The organism is Streptomyces sp. NBC_00057, assembly GCF_045041165.1.
GTDB lineage: Bacteria > Actinomycetota > Actinomycetes > Streptomycetales > Streptomycetaceae > Streptomyces.
Genome location: NZ_CP108256.1, coordinates 5061146 through 5084834, shown reverse-complemented (window position 1 = coordinate 5084834; position 23689 = coordinate 5061146). Strand labels below are relative to the sequence as shown.

2 protein-coding genes are annotated in these 23689 nt (G+C 71.9%); both read right to left on the bottom strand.

The window, feature by feature from the left end; translation table 11 throughout:
- Positions 1-48 precede the first annotated feature (48 nt).
- Complete coding sequence (locus OG953_RS23905) at positions 49-7029, bottom strand: amino acid adenylation domain-containing protein (RefSeq protein WP_405686737.1); 6981 nt, start codon at positions 7027-7029, stop codon at positions 49-51.
- Positions 7026-23666 (bottom strand): amino acid adenylation domain-containing protein, encoded by a 16641-nt coding sequence (locus OG953_RS23900; protein ID WP_405686736.1) that lies wholly within the window; start codon positions 23664-23666, stop codon positions 7026-7028. The genes OG953_RS23905 and OG953_RS23900 overlap by 4 nt, the downstream gene beginning before the upstream one ends.
- Positions 23667-23689: the final 23 nt, after the last annotated feature.

Here is a 23689-nt window from a genome sequence, read left to right as displayed (position 1 = left end):
CGGTGGGGCCCCGGCCTGTCAGGACAGGCCGGGGCCCCACCGGCGTTCTCAGCTCCCGGTCGGGGAGACGGCAGGGATCCGGTCGGCCAGGATGCGGGCGATCCGCTCGGCCGGCTCGGGTTCGAGCATCCGGGCGTGCACGCAGTCCACCTCCTCCAGCTCGATCCGGCCGCCGGTGAAGGGCCGCCAGGCCTCCGGGTCCGCCCAGTCCTTGCGGTCGCGGGTCGCCATCACCAGGAGCAGGTCGCCTTCGTGACGCGGAATCGGCTGCGGCACGACGATCTGCACAGTGTTGATCAGGACTTCGAGGACGAGGGCCCGCTGCTCCGCGTCGAGGGAGCCCAGTTCGCTCTCGCTGCGGCCCAGGAAGTGGACGATCCGAGCCAGCATGGCCGCTTCGTCGTCCGGGATCTCGGTGCTCTCACCCTCCTTGCCGTACACCTCGCCGTATCCCTTGCACATCTCGGCGAGCAGCGAGCGGCGGTCGGTGAATCCGGCGCCTTCCTGCGGCTCGCTCGGATAGGCGTCCAGAATGGCCAGCAGGCCCACCTCATCGCCCTGCACGGCGAGTTCGGCGGCGATCGCCTGCGCGATGGTGCCGCCGAGCGACCAGCCCGCCAGGTGGTAGGGCCCTTCGGGCTGCACGTGGCGGAGGTGCTCGATGTAGTCCTTCACCATGACGTCGAGCGACTCCGGGAGGGCCTCGCCGCCGTCGAGTCCCCTGGCCTGCAGGCCGTAGAGGGGGATGTCGGACGGCAGGTGCCGTAGGAGCGCGGAGTACCGCCAGCTGAGCCCCGCCACCGGGTGCACGCAGAAGAGCGGTGGCCGGTCCCCCGCCTTGCGCAGCGGCAGGAGTACGTCGGTGCCTCCGGTCCCACCGTCCATGCGCTCGGCGAGTTCGGCGACGGTCGGGGAGCGGAACAGGTCGCGTACGCCGACTTCGGCGCCCAGGAGCGTACGGATACGGGAGGTCAGGCGGGTGGCGAGCAGAGAGTGGCCGCCCAGTTCGAAGAAGTTGTCGTCGACTCCGACTCCGGCGACGCCGAGCGCCTCGGCGAACAGGCCGCACAGGATCTCCTCGCGAGGCGAACGGGCCGCCTTGCGCACCGCTCCGGCCGCCACCTCCGGTGCGGGCAGGGCGGACCGGTCGACCTTGCCGTTGGGCGTCAGGGGCAGGGTGTCGAGTACGACGAAGGCACTGGGCACCATGTACTCCGGTACCCGCTCGCCCATGAACGCCCGCAACTGACCGGACTCCACACCACCCGCACCGTCCGCGACGACGTAGGCGACGATCCGCCGGTCCCCCGGACGGTCCTCCCGCACCATCACAGCCGCCTGCGCGACCCCGCCATGGCGCGCAAGGACCGATTCGACCTCGCCGAGCTCCACGCGGAAGCCACGAATCTTCACCTGACCGTCGGCACGGCCCACGAACTCCAGCCGACCGTCCGCACGCCACCGCACCAGGTCACCGGTCCGGTACATACGCGTGCCCGCAACCCCGAACGGATCAGCCACAAACCGCTCGGCCGTCAGCGAGGCCCGCCCCAGATAGCCACGGGCAAGACCCGCCCCGGAGACATACAACTCACCCACGACACCCGGCGCCAGCAACTCCAGCCCGGCACCCAGGACATACAGCTCCACACCAGGCAGCGGCCGACCGATCGACACCGGCTCACCGGCGACCAGGGCGCCGCTCGCCGTCACACACACCGTCGCCTCGGTCGGCCCGTACTCGTTCACCAGGAGCCGGCCGGCCGCCCAGTTGCGCACGACATCGAAGGACGGCGTCTCGCCGCCTGTCAGGACCGCGCGCAGGGCGGGGAGGTCGGGGTCCGGGATGCTGGCGAGTACGGCCGACGGCAGGTAGAGGTGGGTGATGGCGTGGTTGGCCAGGAATACGCCCAGCTCCTCGCCCGCCAGCGCCTCCGGCGGCACCACCAGGCACGCACCCGAGAGGAGTGACAGGCACATCTCGGCCACTGACACGTCGAAGCTCAGCGACACGAACTGCATCACGCGGGAGTCGGCATCGGCCCCATACTGGGCTGCCTGATGGAATATCAAGCGCACGAGACCCTCGTGCGTGACGACGACGCCCTTGGGACGGCCCGTCGAACCCGACGTATAGATCACATACGCCGCACTGCCCACCGTGAGCGGACCACGACGCTCGTCCGCCGTGAGATCGCTACCCGGCAGACCTGCCCACTCCGCCTGGACAGCAGGGTCGTCGAGAATCAGCGAGGGCACATCCGCTCTCTCGAAGACACCCGCGACCCGAGAGAGCGTCACGCCGACGACCGGCCGCGCGTCACCCACCATGAAGGCCACCCGCTCCACCGGATACTCCGGGTCCACCGGCAGGAAGGCAGCGCCGGTCTTCGCCACCGCGAGAACCGAAACCACCGAATCAAGGGACCGGGGAACAGCGAGCGCCACGATGTCCTCGACGCCCACTCCCCGCGACACCAACAGCCTCGCAAGCCGGTTCGCCCGTGCGTTCACCTCGGCGAACGAGAACACCTCACCCGCGCACTCCACCGCCGCATGCTCCGGCGACGCCCGCACCTGCTCCTCGAACAGCTCCGGCAGAACCACTCCCGCAGGAGCCGCGCCACCGGACCCCCACCCGTCCGTCAACTCCTGCCGCTCGATGTCGGACATGATGTCCAGGCCGGCCAAGGGGGTGTTCGGCTCGGCGATCGCACTCTTCAGGAGCAAGGCGAGGCGGTCGAGGAGGGAGGCGACGGTGTCCTGGTCGAACAGGTCGGTCGCGTACTCCGCGACGCCGCCGAAGCCCGCCGGGGCGCCGTCCGCGGTGAAGCGCTCCTGCAGGCTCAGCGCGAGGTCGAACTTGGCGACCGCAGTGCCGAGTTGCTCGGACCGAACCCGAAGGCCCGGAAGGCGGAGGTCGCCGCTGGGGGCACTCTGGAGGGCGAGCATCACCTGGAAGAGCGGGTGGTGCGACAGGGAGCGGGTCGGGTTGACGACCTCGACGAGGCGCTCGAACGGCACATCACCGTGCGCGTACGCGGCCAGGTCCGTCTCCCGCACCTGGGCGAGCAGATCACGGAAGGTCGGATTGCCCGAGGTGTCCGCGCGCAGGACGAGTGTGTTGATGAAGAAGCCGATCAGGTCGTCGAGGGCCTCGTCCGTGCGCCCCGCGATCGGCGTGCCGATCGGGATGTCCGTGCCCGCGCCCAGGCGCGTGAGCAGGGCGGCGAAGGCGGCGTGCACGACCATGAAGACCGTGGTTCCGGTCTGCCTGGCCAACTTGACGGCGCCCCGGTGCAGTTCCACGTCCCACTCGATGGGCGCGAGCCCACCCCCGTATCCGGCCCGGGCGGGCCTCGCACGGTCGACGGGCAGCTCGAGCTGGTCCGGGAGTCCCTTCAACTGCTCCTGCCAGTAGGCAAGTTGACCTGCGAGGACACTGGTCGGGTCGTCCTCGGAGCCCAGGAGTTCGCGCTGCCACAGCGTGTAGTCCGCGTACTGCACCGGCAAGGGAGCCCACCCCGGTTCGCGCCCCTCGGCGCGTGCCGTGTAGGCCACCGACAGGTCCCAGGACAGCGGGGCGAGCGACCAGCCGTCACCGGCGATGTGGTGGATCAGGACCAGCATCACATGTTCGTTGGGGCCGACCTCGAACAGCCGGGCTCGCAGGGGAACTTCCGCCGTCAGGTCGAAGGAGTGGCCGACGGCGTCACGGAGCGCCGCGTCGAGTCCGGACTCCGGGACGGTGACGACCGCGAGGACGTCGTTCACGTGCTCCGGGCCGATCACCAGCTGCTCGCCGACCCCGTCCCGGTCGCAGAAGAGGGTGCGCAGCGACTCGTGCCGGGCCACCACGTCCAGGAAGGCCGCCGCCAGAGCCTCACGATCGAGGTCACCGGAGAGGCGCAGGGCGCCCGCCACGTTGTACGTCGCACTGGGGCCCTCAAGGAGATGCATGAACCAGAGCCGCTGCTGGGCGTAGGAGAGCGGGATCCGGTCGGGGCGCCGCGCGGGGAGCAGCGGCGGGCGTGCGCCGGAGGCGGAGCTGACGCGCTCGGCGAGCTGGGCCACGGTCGGCGCGTCGAAGACGGCGCGCACCGGCAGGGACACGCCGAACACCGAGCGGACCCGGCTGAGCAGCCGGACCGCGGCGAGCGAATGGCCGCCGAGATCGAAGAAGTTGTCGTCGACGGCGACCTGCGGCAGGCCGAGCAGTTCGGCGACCAGGCCGCGCAGGATGTCCTCCTGAGGGCTTGCCGTGTGCCGTCCGACGGTACGCGTTTGCGCCTGCGGCACCGGAAGGGCCCAGCGGTCCAGGGTCCCTCTGGTGGTCAGCGCAGGCTTGTCGAGGATCACGAGGTCGTCCGGGACCGCATGGGCGGGCAGCGCGGACGCGACATGCCTGCGCAGCACTTCGGCGCGCGGCGGGGCTTCGGACGCCTCGGGTACGAGGTATCCGATGAGCCGCGACTCGCCGGACACATCGGGGAGCTCGGTGGACAGGAACACGGCGGCGTATGCCACGGAGGGGTGTCCGGCCAGGCAGTCGGCGACGGGACCGAGGTCGATCGTCCGGCCGTCCGGCGCCTTGCGCACGGTGCGCGACAGGTGCTCGATCCGACCGTCGGTACGCCGCAGGGCGCGCAGACCGGTGCGGAACATCCGCCCACCCGCGCCGAGCGGGTCGGCGACGAACTCGGTCGCCGTGGCGGCGGGTCGGTCCAGATAGCCGCGAGCGAGCGCCGGTCCCGCCACATACAGGTCGCCCGGGGCTCCGGCGGGCAGCGGCCGCAGCGCCTGGTCGAGAACGTGAAGGCGCAGACCCGGCAGCGGGCCGGATTCGGCGAGGACCGGCAGGTCGTCCGCGCCGTGCCAGTGGACGAGCCGGGCGTCCGTCGCCGCGGCGAAGCGCCGGCGCAAGGCGTCGGGCAGCGGTTCGCCGCCGCTGAACACTTGGCGAAGGCCGGACAGGGCTCCACTCCCGGGGACACCGAGCAGCGCGGCGATCAGGGTGGGCGGCAGATGCGCGGAAGTCACACGCTCGGCCTGGATGAGGGTTTCCAGTCCTGCGGCCGGGTCGCTGAGCAGGTCCGCGGTCGGTAGCACGAGGGTTGCCCCGGCGGCGAGTGGGCCGTACAGCTCCCAGGCCGCCGCGGCCCCTGGCACGAGGACGCGCTCGCCGGAGGCATGCTGTGCCGCGGCCCATCCGGTGCGCGCGAGGAGGGCGGACCGGGTGAGGACGAGCGTCGTGCCGTCTGCGCGGCGGGTCAGGACTGCGGCACCGTCGGCCGCGTCCAGGCCTGTGGAGCGCACACCGCCCTCCGGTTCGCCGTCGCGCGCGGTGAACGGCAGGCAGGGCAGGTCCGTCGGCAGCACCTCCGTCTCGTCGTCGCAGACCAGGCACACCGGAATCCCGGTGTCGCGGAGCTCATCGCCGGACGACACCGCCAAGTGGGCCGCCCCGGTCCGGTGGACGGCCAGGAGCGCGGTCAGCGCGTCGAGCGGCTTGGCGAGGCGGACGGCGACCGTGCGCTCGGGACCCGCGCCCAGGCGGGTCAGCCGGTCGGCCAGTCGGTCGACAGCCGCGTCGAGTTGCCGGTACGTGAGGTGCGTACCGTCACAGACCACAGCAGTGCTGTCGGGCGCACCGCCGAGGAGACTCGCCGGGACCGGCAGCTCATCGCTCCCGGCGTCCAGCGCGGCGCGCTCTTCGGGCAGCAGCAGATCGACCCGCCCCAGCGGCACCTCCGGCGCGGCCGCGACCGCTGCCAGGCCGTGCGCGAGGCGTTCCGCGACGGTCCGCGCGGCGGCGGGCTCGACCAGGTCGGTGCGGTACTCCAGCTCCATGTGCAGGCGCGCGCCGTCGAGTCCGGCGATGAGCCGGAACGGATAGTGCGCGGCGTCGTGACCGCCCATGGCCGTCAGCCGCAGGCCGTCCTGCGGCTCGTCGCCGTCGCCGCCCGGGTAGTTCTCGACGGTGACGACGGTGTCGAACAGCTCGTCGAATCCGCTGAGTTGCTGCAGTCGGCCAAGGCGGACGTACTGGTGGGCGAGGAGCTCGGTCTGCTCCTCCTGCAGGCGCGCGAGGTTGCCGAGGAAGGAGTCCGCGGGGTCGAGCCGCACCCGTACCGGGATGGTGTTGATGAACATCCCGACCATCGTCTCGATGCCGGGCACCTCCGGTGGACGTCCCGAGGTCACGGCACCGAACACCACATCCTGCCGGCCCGTCACCTGACTGAGAAAGAGCGCCCAGGCGCCCTGCACCAGGGTGTTCGCGGTGATCTTCCGGCCGCGCACGGACTCGGTGAAGGCCAGCGCCACCTCGTCCTGCAGGTCCACGGCGACACGTTCCGGCATCGCCACCTGGGGCTGCGCGCTGCTCGACGCCACGAGAGTCGGCGCGTCGATGCCCTCCAGGGCCAGCTGCCAGGTGCGTTCGGTCTCGGCCTGGTCCTGGCGGCCGAGCCAGGCGAGGTAGTTCTTGAACGGAGTGACCCTCGGCAGGGCCCGGTCGTCGCCACCGCTGCGGTACGCGGTGAGCAGCTCGTTGACCACGACGGGCAACGACCACCCGTCGAGCAGAATGTGATGGTTGGTCACGACCAGGATGTGCCGCTCGGCGGCGAGCCTGATCAGTGCGAACCTCAGGGCAGGTGGCGCGGCCAGGTCGAAGCGGCGGTCGCGGTCCGCGCCGAGGAACTCGGCGAGCACGGCGTCCTGTTCGGCCCCGGCCGTGTGCCCGGCGAGGTCGAGCTCCCGCCACGGCGGGTCGACGTTCCGGTGCACGATCTGGATGGGCTGGCCCGACGCCCGCTGACGGAAGCTGACCCGCAGGTTGGCGTGCCGGCGCAGCAGGGTTCGCACGGATTCCCGGAGGACCGCGCTGTCCAGGGGGCCGTCCAGGTGCAGCAGGATCTGCACGTTGTAGACGTCCACCCCCTCGTTCTCGGACAGGGCGTGGAAAAGCAGTCCTTCCTGCAGCGGCGAAAGGGGCAGGACGTCCTCAAAGGCAGATGACTTCATTCCCAGGTCCTCAGTTCGTCTTCCAGGTCGTCGATCTCGTCCTGGGACAGCTCCAGGGAGAGGTCGGACGGGGTGTGACCGCCGATGCCGGCCTGCTCCGCGAGTCCGGCGAGTGCGTGCAGGGCGCGGAACCAGCCCTCGGCCAGGTCGAGCACCTCCGCCTCGGAGAACAGCTCCTGTGGCCAGGACCAGGTGGCGGCCAGGCGCGGGCCGTCCGCGTGGTCCCGGGTGGTGGCGTTGACCTCCAGGGCGTGCGGCAGCGGCATGTCCGCGTCCATCGGCGCGGGCACGGGCACTCCGGCCGCCGGTGACCAGTCCTCGCTCGCGCCGTCCGTCGCGGAGGCGAACCGGCCGAGGTAGTTGAACCCCAATTGCGGACCCGGCAGTTCGGCCAGGCGCTTTCCGGTGTCCGGGTTGAGGTGGCGGAGCAGTCCGTAACCGATGCCGTTGTCGGGGGTCACCCGCAGCTGCTCCTTGACCAGCTTCACCGCCTGTTCCAGCACGGATCCCACGGTGGCCTGCCGTCCGAGCGCCCCGAGGTCGAGCCGCACCGGGTAGAGGCTGGTGAACCATCCGACGGTGCGCGACAGATCGACCCGGTCGTCCAGCTCCTCACGGCCGTGGCCTTCGAGGTCGACCAGGACACCGCCGTCGGCGTCCCTCCCGCGCGCGCCCTGCCATTCGGCAAGGGCGAGCGCGAGGCCGGTGAGCAGGATGTCGTTGGCCCCGGCGTGGAACAGCGCGGGCACGCTGGTGAGCAGCGGCTCGGTGGCCTCGGGCGGCAGGGTCAGGGACACCTCGCGCCGGGCACTCGCCACATCGCGGGCCGGGTCCAGCTCGCGGCTTCCCAGAGCCCGTTCGCGTACATCGAGTACGTCCTCCCACAGGGCGGCCTCGGCGGCCCGCTCCGGCTTCGCGGCGTGCGTCGCCAGGAGGTGCGACCAATGCCGCATCGAGGTGGGCACCGGGTCGAGCAAGGGGTCGTCCCCGACGGCCAGGGCCTCCCAGGCCGTCCGCAGGTCGGGCAGGAGAACGCGCCAGGAGACCCCGTCCACGACCAGGTGGTGCGCGACCAGGAGCAGCAGCCCGGAGGCATCCTCCCCGGCGTCGAACCAGACGGCCTGCAGCATCGTCCCGTCGACGGGCGAGAGGCGGGTCCGCGCGGCCTCACCGTGCTCGGCGACCGCGGCGTTCACCGCGTCCGCGTCGAGCCCGGCGATGTCGACGGTGCGCAGGAACCGGTCCACGGCCGGTTCACCGGTGGGTGGCACTGTCAGATTCCACTGCCCCTCCGGTGTGACGGACATGCGGGTACGCAGTGCGTCGTGGTGGTCCACGAGCGTGCGCAGGGCGGCGTCCAGGTGGCGGCCGAGTCCGGCGGGCACCCGGAGCACGATCGACTGGTTGAACCCGTCGAAGGGGCCGCCCAGCTCTCGGAGCCAGTGCGTGATCGGCGTAGCCACCAGGTCGCCCACGCCACCGTCCGGCACGCGCTCCGCCGCGTCCGCCGTCTCGCCCGCCACGGAGGCCAGGGCGGCGACGGTCTGGTGCTGGAAAACATCCCGCGCGGTGAGCGCGAGCCCGGCCTTGCGGGCCCGGCTGACGAGTTGCAGCGAGAGGATGCTGTCGCCGCCGAGCGCGAAGAAGCTGTCGTCGATGCCGACGTCGGGCAGTCCGAGCACTTCGGCGATCAGTGCGCACAGGGCTTCCTCGCGCGGGGTGCGCGGGCCTCGGCCCGCCCGCTGCCGGGTGACCTGCGGGGCGGGAAGCGCCTTGCGGTCGAGCTTGCCGTTGACCGTGAGCGGCAGCGCCTCCATGACCACGAGGGCGGTCGGCACCATGTAGGCCGGCAGTTCCGCCGCCAGCCGGGCCCGCACCTCGTCGGTGTCCGGGGCGTTTTCGCGGGCCGGGACGAGATAGCCGACCAGGCGCCGGTCGCCGGGCGCGTCCTCGCGTACGACGACAGCGGCCTCGGCGACCTGCGGCTGCCGCAGGAGCGCCTCCTCGATCTCGCCGAGTTCGATGCGGAAGCCGCGCACCTTGACCTGGTCGTCGGAGCGGCCCAGGTACTCCAGGTGTCCGGCTGCGGTGTGCCGCGCCACGTCGCCGGTGCGGTACATCCGTTCACCGGCGGGCCCGAACGGGTCGGCGACGAACCGCTCGGCGCTCAGGCCCGGCCGGCCCAGGTAGCCGCGTGCCAGGCCGGGCCCCGCGACGTACATCTCGCCGGGCACTCCGGCCGGGACCGGCTCCAGGTTGCCGTCCAGGACGTAGACCCTGAGGTCGGGGATCGGCTCGCCGATGGTGCCGCGGCTCGCGCCCGGCGCGAGCGGGGCGTAGCTGACGTGCACCGTGGTCTCGGTGATGCCGTACATGTTGATCAGGCGCGGGCGGTCCGCGCCGTGCCTGCGGTACCAGTCCTCCAGTCGGGTCGTGTCCAGTGCCTCACCGCCGAACACGACGGTGTGCAGGGCCAGTTCGCAGCGCGGCCCTGTGCTCTCCTGCTCGGTGCGGGACAGCTGGTAGAAGGCCGACGGCGTCTGGTTGAGGACGGTGACGCGCTGCTCGGCAAGCAGGTCGAGGAAGTGCTCCGGGGAGCGGCTCACCTCGAAGGGCACCACGACCAGACGGCCGCCGTGCAGCAGGGCGCCCCACATCTCCCACACCGAGAAGTCGAAGGCGAAGGAGTGGAACAGCGTCCACACGTCGTCCGCCCCGAAGCCGAACCAGTCGCGGGTCGACTCGAAGAGCCGCACCACGTTGCCGTGCGGGACCGGCACGCCCTTGGGGCGGCCGGTGGAACCCGAGGTGTAGATGACGTAGGCCGGGTTGGCCGGGCGCAGCGGAGTCAGTCGCTCACCGTCGGTGATGTCATGACTCGCGTACCCCTCCAGGGACGTCACTGCCTCCGTCCCGTCCACGACCACGGTGGGCCTGTCCTCCACCGACGGCAGCTTGTCGGCGGCCGCCCGTGTGGTCAGTACGCAGACCGGGTCGCCGTCGGCGAACAGGTGGGCGAGCCGCTCGGCCGGGTACTCCGGGTCGACCGGCAGATACGCGGCGCCGGTCTTCAGGACGGCGAGCAGCGCGACGAGCATCTCCGTGGAACGCGGCGTGGCCACGGCCACCAGCTGTTCCGGGCCCGCGCCCTGGGCGATGAGCAGCCGCGCGAGGCGGTTGGCACGCTCATTGAGCTCCCGGTAGGTCGTCTCGGTACCCTCCTCGACCAGGGCTACCGCCTCGGGGGCGCGGGCCGCCTGGGCCTCGAAGAGTTCCGGGATGGTGCCCGTGGCGCCCGTCGGCCGGGCGGCGCTCCAGTCGGCGAGCAGGCGCTGCCGCTCGGCGGCCGCGAGCAGCGGGACCCTGGACACCTGCCGTGCGGGCTCGGCCACCAGCGCGGCAAGCAGGTCGCCGAAGCCGCCGGCGAGCCGCTCGGCGCTGCTCCGGTCGAACAGGTCGGCGGAGTACTCCAGGGAGCCGAGCAGACCGGCGGGCCTGCCCTCCTCGTCCTGGCACTCGCGTAGGCCGAAGGACAGGTCGACCTTGGCGATGTTGCCCCGCACGTCCTCCGGGCGGACCTCAAGTCCCGGGAACGAGACGCTCGGAGCGGCATCGTTGTGGACGTTCAGCATCACCTGGTACAGCGGCGAGTGGGACAGGGAGCGCGCCGGGCTGACCGCGTCCACGATCCGCTCGAAGGGCACGTCTGCGTGCGCGTACGCGGCCAGGTCGGTCTCCCGGACCCGGTCGAGCAGAGTACGGAAATCCGGTGCGCCGGAGACATCCGTGCGCAGGACCAGAGTGTTGACGAAGAACCCGACCAGATCGTCGAGGGCCTCGTCCGTCCGGCCGGCGATGGGAGTGCCGATGGGGATGTCCGTGCCCGCCCCGAGCCGGGACAGGTACGCGGCCACGGCGGCCTGGATCACCATGAAGGTGGTGGTTCGGGTCTCCCTGGCCAGGTTCAGGACGGCCTGGTGCACCTCGGCGCCGACGGACAGGGGGACCTGTCCGCCGCGGTGCGTGGCGACGGCGGGGCGCGGCCGGTCGGCGGGCAGCTCAAGGGCGTCCGGCACGGTGGCAAGGGCGTCCTGCCAGTACCGGATCTGCCCGGCGCTGACGCTGTCCTGGTCGTCCTCGTCGCCGAGCAGGTCGGGCTGCCACAGCGTGTAGTCGACGTACTGGAGCGGCGGCGGCGACCAGTCCGGCTCGCGTCCGGCGCACCGCGCGGCGTAGGCCTGGGACAGGTCGCGGGTCAGCGGGCCCATCGACCAGCCATCGGCCGCGATGTGGTGCACCAGGAGCAGGATGACCTGCTCGGTGGGGCTCGTGCTGAACAGAACGACCCGCAGGGGGAGTTCCTCGACCAGGTCGAAGGGGTACTCGATGGCGTCGTCGAGGATCTGCGGCAAATTCTCCTCGGTGCATTCGGTGTACGTCACCGGGGTGCGCGCCTCGGACGGGTCCAGGATCCGCTGGTAGGGCTGGCCGTCCTCTTCGGCCATGACGGTCCGCAGGGGCTCGTGACGGGCCATGACATCGCCGACGGCCGCCGTCAGGGCGGACCGGTCGAGCCGCCCCGAGAGCCGGAGGGTGAGCGGGATGTTGTACGTCCCGTCGGGGCCCTCGAGACGGTGCAGGAACCACAGGCGGCGCTGGGCGGCCGACAGCGGCGCGCGTTCCGGCCGCTCGGCGGGCACCAGCGGGACGCGGGCCCTTGCCGCACCGTCGAGGCGGCGGGCGAGTCCGGCCACCGTCGGCAGCTCGAAGACCTCACGGACGGACAGCTCCAGTCCGAGCACCGAACGTACCCGGCCGACCAGTTGGATGGCCATCAGGGAGTGTCCGCCGAGGTCGAAGAAGTTGTCGTCGACCCCGATCGCGGGCAGTCCGAGCACCTCGGCGAGCAGACCGCACAGGAGCTCCTCACGCGGCGTGCGCGGCCCGCGTCCGGCCGGCGTCGACTCCGCCTGCGGCACCGGGAGCGCCTTGCGGTCGAGCTTGCCCGCAGGGGTGGACGGCAGCGCGCCGAGGGTCACGAACGCGGCGGGCACCATGTAGTCGGGCAGCTGCTCGGCGACGTACCGGCGCAGCGCAGTCGGGTCCGGGCCGGGTCCGGCAGGCACGACATAGGCGACCAAACGCTTGTCGCCGGGCCGGTCCTCGCGTACGACGACCGCAGCGCCGGCGACCTCGGTGTGCTTGCGGACCACCGCTTCGATCTCGCCGAGTTCGATGCGGAAGCCGCGCACCTTCACCTGGTCGTCGACACGGCCGACGAACTCCAGCTGACCGTCGGAACGCCGGCGCACGGCGTCCCCGGTGCGGTACATGCGCTCGCCCGCGCCGCCGAAGGGGTCGGCCACGAACCGTTCGGCGGTCAGCGCGGCACGGTTGACGTAGCCGCGGGCGAGCCCGGGGCCCGCCGCGTACAGCTCGCCGACCACACCCGTCGGCACGGGGCGCAGAGCGCCGTCGAGGACGTACAGACGTGTGCCGTCGAGCGGGCGGCCGATCGGCGGCTGCCCGTCCCCGGCGAGCGCGCCACTGGTGGAGACCGCGACCGTCGCCTCGGTGGGCCCATAGGCATTGACCATGAGGCGGCCGTCCGACCAGGCGGAGACCAGATCACCGGTCGTGGCGTCGCCGCCGACGACGAGCGTGGCGAAGTCGGGCAGTTCGGCGGGCGGCATGCTCGCCAGGGCCACCGGCGGGATCAGCGCGTGGGTGACGCGTCGTACGGCGATGAGCTCGGCGAGGGCCTCACCCGCGAGGGGGCCGGCCTCCGGCACCACCAGGGCTCCGCCGGACGGCAGGGCCATGCAGAGTTCCAGGACCGACGCGTCGAAGCTCGGTGAGGAGAACTGCAGGACGCGGCTTCCGCCGTCGGCGCGGCACCGCTCGGCGAGCCCGGCCGCGAAGCCGGCGATGCCTTCGTGTGTGACGAGGACGCCCTTCGGCCTGCCGGTCGAGCCCGAGGTGTAGATGGTGTACGCCGGGTGGGCGGTCCGCAGCGGGCTCCTCCGGTCCGCGTCGGTGGGCGCGTCGTCCCGATGTGCGGACAGGTCGTCGCGAACGGCCTCGGTGTCGAGGAGCAGTCGCGGCACCTCAGTGGCAGGCAGCTGCTCGGCCGCCCCGGCATGGGTGAGGACGAGCGCGGGCCTGGCGTCGCTCAGCATGAACGAGATCCGGTCGTGCGGGTAGGCCGGGTCGACCGGCAGATAGGCGGCGCCCGCCTTCTGCACGGCGAGCGAGGCCACCACGATGTCCACGGAGCGCGGCAGGGCGAGCGCGACGATGTCCTCCGCGCCGATGCCGCGTCCGATGAGGAGATGGGCCAGCCGGTTGGCCCGGCGGTCCAGCTCGGCGTAGCTCAGCAGCTGTTGAGGGGCGTCGATGGCAAGCGCGTCCGGGGTGCGCCCGACCTGGGCCTCGAACAGTGCGGGAAGCGTCGCGGCCGGGCCCGCCGTGGCCGTCCCGCCCCACGCGGTGAGCTGTCCGCGCTCGTGCTCCGAAAGGAGGTCGGCGGCGCCGATCGGCTGCTCCGGGTCGCTCACCACGGCCTGCAGGAGGCGCGTGAAGCGCACGCCGATGGCCTGCGCGGTGTCCCGGTCGAAGAGGTCGGTGGCGAACTTGACGACACCGGCCATCCCGGCCGGGGTGCCGTCCTGCGAGAAGAACTCGGTCAGACCGAACCACAGGTCGAACTTGGCCGAGCCGGGGTCCGGACTCTCCACGTCCACGGTCAGGCCCGGCATGTGGATGCCGTCGACGGCCCCGTCCCGCTCCATGGTCAGGGACACCTGGAAGAGGGGCGCGTACGCGGTGGACCTGACGGGGTTGACCGCCTCGACGACCTGCTCGAAGGGCGCGTCGGCGTGGGAGTAGGCCGCGAGGTCCGCCTCCCTCACGCGGTCCAGGAGCTCACGGAATGCGGGGTCGCCCGAGGTGTCGGTACGCAGGGCCAGCATGTTGATGAAGAAGCCGACGACGTCGTCGAGCGCCTCGTCCCCGCGGCCCGCCGTGCCGGTGCCGATGACGATGTCGGTACCGGAGCCGAGCCTGGTCAGGAGGGCGGCGAGCGCGGCGTGCACCACCATGAAGAGCGTGGTGTCGGTGCGGCGTGCCAGGTCCACCAGGTCCCTGTGCAGACCGGCGTCCAGGTCGAAGCCGGTGCGCTCGGCGCAGTCGTCGCGGTGCGCGGTGCGGGGCCGGTCGGTGGGCAGCTGCAGCACGTCGGGGACACCGGCCAGGGCGTCCTTCCAGAACGCCAGCTGCCCGCCCAGGACGCTGCCGGCGTCGTCCGCGCTGCCGAGCAACTCCCGCTGCCACAGCGTGTAGTCGGCGTACTGCACCGGCAGCGGCGTCCACTCGGGGCTCGTACCCGAGCAGTGCGCCGCGTAGGCGCCGGCGAGATCGCGGCTGAGCGGCACCATGGACACGCCGTCGGTGGCGATGTGGTGCACCAGGACGAGCAGCGCGTGCTCGGTCGGCGACGCCGAGTACAGGATCACCCGGAACGGGCGCTCGACAGCCAGGTCGAAGGCGTACCGGGTGCCGTCCTGGAGCGCGTCGTCGAGCTCGCCGGCTGCCACCTCGACCGACTCGAAGTGCGGCGCCTGAACCCCTGGTTCGGCGATGTGCTGGTACGCGTCGCCCTCACTGTCGCGGAAGACCGTACGCAGCGGTTCGTGCCGCGCGACCAGGTCGGCCAGGGCCGCCCGCAGCGCGTCGTTGTCCACCGCGCCGTGCAGGCGCAGCACGAACGGCACGTTGTACGTGGGGCTCGGCCCCTCCAGCTGCTGGAGGAACCACAACCGTTGCTGGGAGTACGACAGCGGAACCCGCTCCGGACGCGGCATGGGCGTGAGCGGCGCCGTCTGCTGCCCGGTCCACGTGTCGAGCCGCTTGGCGAGTTCAGCGACGGTCGGGGCGCGGAACAAGTCGCGTACGCGCACCTGGGTGCCGAGGGCCCTACGGATACGGGAGGTCAGGCGGGTGGCGAGCAGAGAGTGGCCACCCAGTTCGAAGAAGTTGTCGTCGACTCCGACTCCGGCGACGCCGAGCGCCTCGGCGAACAGGCCGCACAGGATCTCCTCGCGAGGCGAACGGGCCGCCTTGCGCACCGCTCCGGCCGCCACCTCCGGTGCGGGCAGGGCGGACCGGTCGACCTTGCCGTTGGGCGTCAGGGGCAGGGCGTCGAGTACGACGAAGGCACTGGGCACCATGTACTCCGGTACCCGCTCGCCCATGAACGCCCGCAACTGACCGGACTCCACACCACCCGCACCGTCCGCGACGACGTAGGCGACGATCCGCCGGTCCCCCGGACGGTCCTCCCGCACCATCACAGCCGCCTGCGCGACCCCGCCATGGCGCGCAAGGACCGATTCGACCTCGCCGAGCTCCACGCGGAAGCCACGAATCTTCACCTGACCGTCGGCACGGCCCACGAACTCCAGCCGACCGTCCGCACGCCACCGCACCAGGTCACCGGTCCGGTACATGCGCGTGCCCGCAACCCCGAACGGATCAGCCACAAACCGCTCGGCCGTCAGCGAGGCCCGCCCCAGATAGCCACGGGCAAGACCCGCCCCGGAGACATACAACTCACCCACGACACCCGGCGCCAGCAACTCCAGCCCGGCACCCAGGACATACAGCTCCACACCAGGCAGCGGCCGACCGATCGACACCGGCTCACCGGCGACCAGGGCGCCGCTCGCCGTCACACACACCGTCGCCTCGGTCGGCCCGTAACCGTTGACGATGCGGCGGCCCCGGCTCCAGTGGTCGATGACCTCGACCGACGGCGACTCGCCACCGACGACAAAGGTCTCCAGGGCAGGCAGTTCCATGCGGGGAAGGCCGGCCAGTACGGCCGACGGCAGGATCGCGTGGGTGATGGCGTGCTCCGAAAGGAACGCGGCCAGCTCCTCGCCTGCCAGAGCCCCTTGCGGCACCACAAGGCAGGCCCCGGAGAGCACCGACAGGCACAGCTCCGAGATGGACACGTCGAAGCTCTGCGACACGAACTGCATGACGCGGGAGCGCCGGTCGGCCCCGTAGGACTCCACCTGATTGGCAAGCAGGCCGGCCAGTCCGGCGTGCGTGACGACGACGCCCTTGGGACGGCCCGTCGAACCCGACGTGTAGATCACGTACGCCGCGCTGCCCACGGTCAGCAGCCCCCGGCGCTCGTCCGCCGTGAGGCCGGAGCCCGACAGACCTGCCAACTCCCCCTTGACGGCCGGCTCGTCAAGGATCAGGGACGGCAGGTCCACGCCCTCGAAGACACCCGCGACGCGCGACAGCGCCACGCCCACGACCGGGCGCGCGTCCCCGACCATGAACGCCACGCGGTCCGCCGGATACTCCGGGTCCACCGGCAGGAAGGCGGCACCGGTCTTCGCGACCGCGAGGACGGAGACCACCATCTCCAGGGACCGCGGCACCGCGAGGGCCACGATGTCCTCCGCCCCCACTCCCCGCGCCACAAGGAGCCTTGCGAGACGGTTGGCCCGTTCGTTCACCTCGGCGTACGAGTACACTTCACCGGCGCACTCCACCGCCACGCTCTCGGGCGCGGTCCGTACCTGCTCCTCGAACAGCTCGGACAGCACGGCGCCTTCGGGAACCGGACCGCCAAAACCCCACACCTGGGTGAGCTCTCGCCGCTCGGCCGGCAGCAGCACGGGCAGCTGGTCCAATGGCGTCTCGATGTCGGCGAGTGCCGTGCCGAGGAGCCGGATGAAGCGCTCCGTGAGGCGCTCGACGGTGTCCCGGTCGAACAGGTCCGTCGCGTACTTGACATCCATCCTGATCCCGGCCGGCGCGCGGTCCGCCGAGTGCTGCTCCTCGAGGAAGAGCATCAGATCGTACTTGGCGGCCGCGAGGTCGACCTCGGGTGTGCCGACCTGGAGGCCGGGCATGGTGACGTCCGCGGTCTCGTAGTTCTGGACGCCCAGCGTCACCTGGAACAGCGGCGAATGAGCGAGCGAGCGAGTCGGGTTGGCGACCTCGACGAGCCGCTCGAACGGCACGTCGCCGTGCGCGTATCCGGCCAGGTCGGCCTCCCGCACACGGGCGAGCAGGTCGCGGAAGGTCGGGTTGCCCGAGGTGTCCGTGCGCAGAACGAGGGTGTTCACGAAGAACCCGACCAGGTCGTCGAGTGCCTCGTCCGTGCGGCCCGCGACCACGGTCCCGATCGGGACGTCCGTGCCCGCGCCGAGGCGGGTGAGCAGGGCGGCGAAGGCCGCGTGCGCGACCATGAACACGGTGACGCCCGCCCGGTGCGCGGCTGCGACCACCGCGCAGTGCAGCTCCGGGTCGATCCGCACGGAGAACATGTCGCCGCGGTGGCTCGCGACGGCGGGACGCGGACGGTCGGTGGGCAGTTCAAGGCACTCGGGGAGACCCTTCAACTGATCTTTCCAGTACGCGAGTTGCCCTGAGAGTGCGCTGCCCGGGTCGTTCTCGGAGCCGAGCAGCTCTCGCTGCCACAGCGTGTAGTCCACGTACTGCACCGGCAGCTGGTCCCAGCCGGGCGCGCCTCCCCGGGTGCGCGCCGAGTAGGCGTGTGCGAGGTCCGCCATCAGCGGGGCCATCGACCAGCCGTCACTGGCGATGTGGTGCACCACGGCGAGGAGTACGTGCTCGGTGGGGCTCGCCGAGAACAGGCAGGCGCGCACCGGCAGCGCATCGGCGAGGCGGAAGGGGCGGTGGCCGAACTCCAGGACAGCTGCTTCGAGTTCACCGGCGGCGATGTCCACGAAGGACAGCACCGGGGCGAGCCCTTCGGCGTCGATTACCTCCTGGTGGGGCTCCCCGTCGTGGAGAGGGAAGCGGGTGCGCAGGACCTCGTGGCGGGCCACCACGTCCTGGAAGGACCGCCACAGGGCGTCCCTGTCGACGGTACCGGAGAGGCGAATCATCGACGGGATGTTGTAGGTGGGGTCCTGCTCATTCAGGCGGTGCAGGAACCACACGCCCTGCTGAGCGTGGGACAGCGGCACCAGGTCGGGGCGCGGCAGCGGCTTCGGCTTCCGGCGGCCGCCGGCGGCGGCGCCGATGCGTTCCGCGATACGCGCAGGGGTCGTCGCCTCGAAGAGATCACGCACACCCATCTCGATGCCGAAGACCGACCGCATCCGGCTGACCAGACGGGTGGCGAGCAGCGAGTGGCCGCCCAGGTCGAAGAAGTTCTCGTCCGCGCCGACCTGCGGCAGGCCCAGCAGCTCGGCGAAGAGACCGCAGACGATCTCCTCCGCGGCGGTGCGCGGCGCGCGGCGCATCTCCGGGGCCGCCCCGTACTCGGGTGCGGGCAGGGACTTGCGGTCCAGCTTCCGGTTAGCGGTCAGCGGCAGTTCGTCCAGGAGCACGAAGGCGTTGGGGGCCATGTACTCGGGGATGCGCTCGGCGGTGTGCGTGCTCAGGACGGCCTCGAGCGGTACGGTGCCGGGCGCGGGCACGACGTACGCCACGATGCGCTTGTCGCCGGGCCGGTCCTCGCGGACGATGACAGCGCACTGCGCGACGTCAGGGTGCCCGCCGACCACTGCCTCGATCTCGCCGAGCTCGATACGGAAGCCGCGGACCTTCACCTGGTCGTCGACGCGGCCGACGAACTCCAACTGCCCGTCGGACCGCCGGCGGCCGAGGTCACCGGAGCGATACATGCGGGATCCGGGGGCGCCGTGCGGATCGGCCACGAAGCGCTGCGCGTTGAGACCCGGACGGTTCAGGTAGCCGCGGGTCACCAGGGACCCCGCGATGTAGAGCTCGCCGACGACGCCCGTCGGAACGGGCTGCAGCGCCCGGTCGAGGACATACATGCGGGTGTTCCAGACGGGGCGCCCGATGGTCACGACACCGGACTGCACAAAGTCCCCGGGGGCGATCCGGTACTCGGTGCAGCCGACCGTCGTCTCGGTCGGCCCGTACTCGTTGATCACGGTCGCACGGGGGTGACGGGCGCGCCACTCGTCGAGGACCTCGCCCATCAACGACTCGCCGCCCAGGACCAGTTCGCCGTCGGGCGAGAATCCGTCGGGCAGCGAGACGAGGAGCGGGAGGTGGCTCGGCGTCGCCTTGACGAAGGCGGGGCGGGGCGGTTCGTCCGCGCCGGTGGCGCCGTCCAGGTCCACCAGGTACGCGGAGCCGCCCGATGTCAGCGGCGCGAACAGGCCCGTCACCGTGAGGTCGAAGGAAACCGGCGAGTGCACGAGCGCGCTGTCCGCGGTGCCGGGGTAGGCGTGCCGGGCCCAGGCCAGGTAGGCGTCGAGCGAGCGGTGCTCGACGACGACGCCCTTGGGCCGGCCGGTGGAACCGGAGGTGTAGATGACGAAAGCCGGGTTGCGGGTGCTGAGGTGCCGCTTGGGCCGGTCGCACGACGCGGCGGCCAGCTCCGCCAGGGTCTCCGGGTCGTCGAGCGCGAGCCGGGGCTCCTCGCCCGGAACGCCGTCCAGGGTGCCGTCGCTGGTGACCGTCAGCACGGGCGCGGTGTCGTCGAGCATGAAGCGGAGGCGGTCGGCCGGGTAGGCCGGGTCGAGCGGCAGATAGGCGCCGCCCGCCTTCACCACGGCGAGCAGCGTGACCACGAGCTCCAGGGACTTCGGGACCGCCACAGCGACGAACCGCTCGGGCTTCACGCCTCGCGCGAGCAGGAGCCGGGCGAGCGCGTTGGCACGCTCGTCGAGCTCCCGATACGTCAGGCTCGCGCCCCCCGCGACCACGGCCACGGCGTCGGGCGTGCGATCCACCTGCAGCTCAAACTGGTCCGGGAGCGAAAGGCCCGGAACAGGGTGATCGGTGGCGTTCCAGTCGTCGAGCAACTGACGGCGCTCGTCGGCGTCGAGCATGTCGAGGCTCGCGATGGGCAGCTCCGGGTCCGCGACGGCCGACGCGAGCAGGCGCACCAGACGGGCGGCCAGAAGCTCGGCGGTCCGCGCGTCGAACAGGTCCTCGGCGTACTCGAGCCGACCGTCCAGACCGGCGGGTTCGGCGTTGTCGTCCTGCTCCTCGCGCAGGAAGAAGCTCAGGTCCACCTTGGCCGCTCCGGTGTGCACGCCCCGGTGGACGGCAACGTCGAGACCGGCGACGTCGTGGTCGACGCGCACGGTGTTCTCGTGCGTGAGCATCACCTGGTAGAGGGGGTGATGGGCCAGCGAGCGCTGAGGGCTGAGTTCCTCCACGAGCCGCTCGAAGGGCAGCTCCGCGTGCGAGTAGGCGGCCAGATTGGACTCGGCAACCCGGGTGAGCAGCGTCGCGAAGCTCGGATCTCCGCCCGTCCGGGTCCGCAGCACGAGGGTGTTGACGAAATTTCCGACCAGGCCGTCGAGCGACTCGTCGATACGTCCGGCGGACGCGGTCCCCATGGGGATGTCGTCGCCCGCGCCCATCCGCTGAAGGAGGGTGGCGATCGCGGCCTGAGCGACCATGAAGACGGTGCTGCCCGTCCGGCGCGCGACCAGCGCCATGTCGCGGTGCAGTTCTGCGGGGACACGGAAGGCGACCCGGGCGCCGCGATGGCCTGCGACGGGGGGACGGGGCCGGTCGGTGGGCAGCTCAAGGAGCCCCGGGGCACCGGCCAACGTCTCACACCAGTAGGCCAGTTGCTCGGCGGAACGGCTGCCTTGCTGCTCAGGGTCACCGAGCCTGCGGCGCTGCTCCAGGACATGGTCCATGTACTGCGCGGGCAGCGCGGCCCACTGCGGGGCCCCGCCTGCGCACCGGGCGCCGTATGCGGTCAACAGGTCGTCGAGCAACGGCTGTTCCGAAAGTCCGTCGGAAGCGATGTGATGCGAGAGGAGCAGGAGTACGGCCTCGTCGGCGCCGGTCGAGAACAGCGTGGCCCTGAAGGGCGGCCGGTCCGTGAAGTCGAAGTGGTGGGCCGCCGCACGCGCGAGGGCGGCGGGCAGTTCCAGCGGCGATACGTTCTCCACGGCCAGGTCGGGCGCCGCCTCGTCCAGGACACGCTGATACGGCTCACCTCCGACCTCGGGGTAGACCGTGCGCAGCGGCTCGTGACGGGCCGACACATCCGCCAGGGCGGCGCGCAGCGCGGGCACCTCCACGCGGCCGGTGAGGCGCAGCGCGAAGGGCAGGTTGTAGGTGGCGCTCGGCCCCTCGAGGCGGCGCAGGAACCACAGTCCACTCTGCCCGCCGGTCAGCGGGATGCGCTCCGGGCGCGGCGCGGGCTCGGCCGGCCCCGGCCACACCCGCTCCCACTGGTCCAGCCGGGCGTCGAGTTCGGCGATTCGGGGCGTCTCGAACAGGGCGCGCAGGGGCACCTCGATGTCCAGCTCGGCACGGATCCTGCCGACGAGCCGGGTCGCGAGCAGGGAGTCGCCGCCCAGCTCGAAGAAGTGGGCGTCGATGGTGACCGAGGGGACGCCGAGCACATCGGCGAACAACCGGCACAAAACCGCCTCGCGCTCGGTGCGCGGGGCCCGCCCGGTGGGGTCGACGGTGGCGACGGGCACCGGAAGGGCACGCCGGTCGAGCTTGCCGTTGGCGGTCAGCGGCAGCGCATCGAGCACCACGAAAGTGCCGGGCACCATGTAGTCGGGCAGCCGGTCCGCCACATGGGCGCGCAGCCCGGACTGTTCGGGCGTGGCCCCCGGGGCGGCCGTCACATAGCCGACGAGCCGCCGGTCGCCGGGCCGGTCCTCGCGCACCACGACGGCGACCGCGGCGACCTCGGGGTGCCCGTCGAGTACGGACTCGATCTCGCCGAGCTCGATGCGGTAGCCGCGCACCTTCACCTGGTCGTCGACCCGGCCCACGAACTCCAGGATCCCCTCGGCCGTCCAGCGGCCCAGGTCGCCGGTGCGGTACATGCGGTCGCCGGGCGCCCCGTACGGGTCGGCGATGAAGCGTCCGGCGGTCAGCGAGGGGCGGTTGATGTAGCCGCGCGCCAGGCAGTCGCCCGCGATGTAGATCTCTCCGGCAGTGCCCGGCACCGCCGGGCGCAGCACCTCATCAAGCACGTGGATACGGGTGTTGTCCATCGGGCGGCCGAGCGGCAGCGTACCTGACGGAATGTGCGCACCGGGCTCGACCCGGTACTCGGCAGCGTTGACGGTCACCTCGGTGGGCCCGTACACGTTCAGGACGGTGACGGAGGGGTGGCGTACACGCCACTCGCGCAGGGCGTCGCCGCGCAGCGCCTCGCCGCCGAACATCAGCTCCTGCGTCGGCGAGAAGCCCTCGGGCAGGGTGCCGAGGAGTGGCAGGTGGCTGGGGGTCGCCTTGAGGAAGGTGCACGAAACACCCTTCGCCCGGCCGTCGGTCATGCTCGCCACATGCACACAGCCACCGGCCGCGAGAGGCGCCCACAGCGACGTCACCGTCATGTCGAAGGAGACGGACGAGTGCCACAGGGACTCGCCGACGATGCTCGGATACGTCCGCAGTGACCAGCCCAGGTAGTCGGCGAGGGAGCGGTGTTCGATGACGACGCCCTTGGGCGTGCCGGTCGAGCCCGAGGTGTAGATGGTGTACGCGGTGTGGCGGCCGTCGAGTCGCACGCCCGGATCGGTGTCGGGGCAGGCGGCGAGCGCGGCCACGGTGTCCGGCGCGTCGAGAACCAGGCGCGGGCAGGAGGCGTCCGCCGGAAGGCGCTCCTCGGTGCTCCGCTCGGTCAGGACCAGGAGGGGTTCCGAGTCGGCCAGCATGAACGCGATGCGCTCACGCGGGTACTCGGTGTCCACCGGCAGATATGCGGCGCCCGCCTTGAGCACCGCGAGCAGCGCGACGACGAGGTCGGTGGAGCGCGGCAGGGCCACGGCGACGATCCGCTCGGGCGCGGCCCCTTGCGCCATCAGGTGCCGGGCGAGCCGGTTGACCCGCCGGTCGAGCTCCGCGTAGTTGAGCTCCTCGGCGCCGAAGCGGACGGCCGGCGCGTGCGGGGCGCGTCGGGCCTGCTCGGCGAAGAGCTCGGGCAGTAGCGGCGCCGGCGCCGTGTGCACGGCACCCTGCCAGTCGGTGGTCAGCTGCCGACGCTCCTCGCCGGAAAGCGCGTCCAGGTCGCCGATGGGGGCGTCCGGTGCGTCGAGCGCCGCCGTGAGCAGCCGCACCCAGCGGTCCACCAGGGTCCTGGCGGTGGCGTGGTCGAACAGGTCGGCGGCGTAACGGACCTGGCCGCTGAGGGCGTCAGCAGTGCGGGACAGCTCCCATCGGAGGCCCTGGGTCTCGCCCCGGGAGCCCTCCCCCGGGGCGAGGACGACCTCGGGTATCCGAAGGCCGCCCTCAGCCGGTTCGGTCAGCTCGCCGCAAGCCACCGGGTCCGCCTCGCCCAGCCGGTCGAGCAGCTCACGGAAGGCGGGGCAACCCGAGGTGTCGGCCCGCACGAACACGGGGTCCCGGCCGCCCTCGGCAGACCCGATGGCCAGGTCGTTGCCTGCGCCAACGCGGTTGAGCAGCACGGCGATCGACGCCACAAGGACCGTGTCGAGGCCGCGGCCGGCCTGCTCGGCAAGTGCGGCCGCGCGGCCCCGCACATCCGCGCCGAGGCTCACCGGGACCGCGCCACCGCACTCGCCGGTCGCCTTCTGCCGCGGCAGTTCGACCTGCGCGGGCTGATTTCCCAGGGCGCCGTTCTCGAACTCGGCGCGCAGGTCGAATACCCCGTCCATGCCACTAACTCCTCACACACGTC